Consider the following 2,500-nt stretch of genomic DNA (forward strand, 5'->3'; position numbering starts at 1 on the left):
TGGTTGCGGGGGCAGGATTTGAACCTGCGGCCTTCAGGTTATGAGCCTGACGAGCTACCGGGCTGCTCCACCCCGCGGAATGATTTATTATAGCATAAAGGCCGCTTTTGGCGGCCTTTTGATTTGGGCTTGTTGCCCATTTTTGTGATTGAGAAGATTTTGTGTTGCGTTTTGCAGACCTGGCAGCGACCTACTCTCCCGCGTCTTGAGACGAAGTACCATTGGCGCTGGGGCGTTTCACGGCCGTGTTCGGAAAGGGAACGGGTGCAGCCGCCCCGCGATAACCACCAGGTCGGCAAAACGCAACGATTTCCATTTTTGAGATGGAAACAGTTTTCGAGAAGCTGGAGAGCCGAAGCTCTATTTAATTTAACACGTCTTTCTTTGACTGGTCCGTTTGCCTGCCTTGCTCGAGGTTGAGCGAGGCAGCCATACAGGACGCTAGTCCGTCGCGCCTTATGGCGCGCGCCGTCTGCAGGGCCTTGGCCCGTGAAGACAGAAGATGATGTCATCAAGCTTGGCTTGATGAACATATTCAATGGGAACGAAGAAGTCGATCGAGCTATTAGTAACGGTAAGCTTCACACATTGCTGTGCTTCCACACCCGTCCTATCAACGTGGTCGTCTTCCACGGCTCTGATAGGGAACACTCGTTTTCAGGTTGGTTTCCCGCTTAGATGCCTTCAGCGGTTATCCATTCCGTATATAGCTACTCTGCTATGCCCTTGGCAGGACAACAGATCCACCAGAGATACGTCCATCCCGGTCCTCTCGTACTAGGGACAGATCCTGTCAATATTCCTACACCCACGGCAGATAGGGACCGAACTGTCTCACGACGTTCTGAACCCAACTCACGTACCGCTTTAAATGGCGAACAGCCATACCCTTGGGACCTGCTCCAGCCCCAGGATGCGATGAGTCGACATCGAGGTGCCAAACAACCCCGTCGATATGGACTCTTGGGGGTCATCAGCCTGTTATCCCCGGCGTACCTTTTATCCGTTGAGCGATGGCCCTTCCACACGGGACCACCGGATCACTATGACCGACTTTCGTCTCTGCTCGACTTGTCAGTCTCGCAGTCAGGCTAGCTTATGCCATTGCACTCGACGACCGATTTCCGACCGGTCTGAGCTAACCATCGCGCGCCTCCGTTACTCTTTCGGAGGCGACCGCCCCAGTCAAACTACCCACCATACACTGTCCCGGATCCGGATAACGGACCGCGGTTAGACATCCACGAAGATAAGGGTGGTATTTCAAGGATGGCTCCACAGAAACTGGCGTCCCTGCTTCAAAGCCTACCACCTATCCTACACATGCCTTGGCGAATGCCAGTGTAAAGCTATAGTAAAGGTGCACGGGGTCTTTCCGTCTGACCGCAGGAACCCCGCATCTTCACGGGGAATTCAATTTCACTGAGTCTATGTTGGAGACAGCGGGGAAGTCGTTACGCCATTCGTGCAGGTCGGAACTTACCCGACAAGGAATTTCGCTACCTTAGGACCGTTATAGTTACGGCCGCCGTTTACTGGGGCTTCAGTTCAGAGCTTGCACCCCTCCCTTTAACCTTCCAGCACCGGGCAGGCGTCAGACCCTATACGTCGTATTGCTACTTCGCAGAGCCCTGTGTTTTTGATAAACAGTCGCTACCCCCTGGTCTGTGCCACCCCATCATAGTTGCCTAAAATGGGGTCACGCTTCTTCCGAAGTTACGCGTGCAATTTGCCGAGTTCCTTCAACATAGTTCTCTCAAGCGCCTTGGTATACTCTACCTGACCACCTGTGTCGGTTTCGGGTACGGTCTATACGGTGGAGCTATTTCCTGGAACCTCTTCGCCGCACAACCAATCCAATAAGGTTGTACAACACACGAGATCCGTCACTACCACCAGGCCCACGAATATTAACGTGGTTCCCATCGACTACGCGTGTCCGCCTCGTCTTAGGGGCCGGCTAACCCTGCTCAGATTAACTTTAAGCAGGAACCCTTGGTCTTTCGGCGAGGGAGTCTCTCACTCCCTTTATCGTTACTCATGTCAACATTCGCACTTCCGATATCTCCAGCAGCCCTCACGGGTCCGCCTTCACAGACTTACGGAACGCTCCGCTACCACTTGCATTACTGCAAATCCTCAGCTTCGGTGCATGGCTTTAGCCCCGTTACATTTTCGGCGCAAAGACCCTTATTTAGACCAGTGAGCTGTTACGCTTTCTTTAAATGATGGCTGCTTCTAAGCCAACATCCTGGTTGTTTTGGGATCCTCACATCCTTTCCCACTTAGCCATGACTTGGGGACCTTAGCTGGAGGTCAGGGTTGTTGCCCTTTTCACGACGGACGTTAGCACCCGCCGTGTGTCTGCCGACTAGTACTCCTCGGTATTCGGAGTTTGGTTAGGATCAGTAAGACGGTGAGTCCCCATAGCCCATCCAGTGCTCTACCCCCGAGGGTATTCGGTCGACGCTCTACCTAAATAGATTTCGCGGAGAACCAG

The 2,500-nt window shown here is 53.2% G+C and carries 1 tRNA gene and 2 rRNA genes (1 of these 3 cut by a window edge); all 3 read right to left on the reverse strand.

The window, feature by feature from the left end:
- Positions 1-77 (reverse strand) — tRNA-Met (locus tag ASB65_RS19080).
- Between the two features lie 100 nt (positions 78-177).
- Positions 178-292, reverse strand: a 5S ribosomal RNA gene (rrf, locus tag ASB65_RS19085).
- Between the two features lie 252 nt (positions 293-544).
- Positions 545-2,500 (reverse strand): 23S ribosomal RNA (locus ASB65_RS19090); it runs 840 nt beyond the window's last position.

It is taken from the genome of Agrobacterium tumefaciens str. B6 (assembly GCF_001541315.1).
Classification (GTDB): Bacteria; Pseudomonadota; Alphaproteobacteria; order Rhizobiales; family Rhizobiaceae; genus Agrobacterium; species Agrobacterium radiobacter.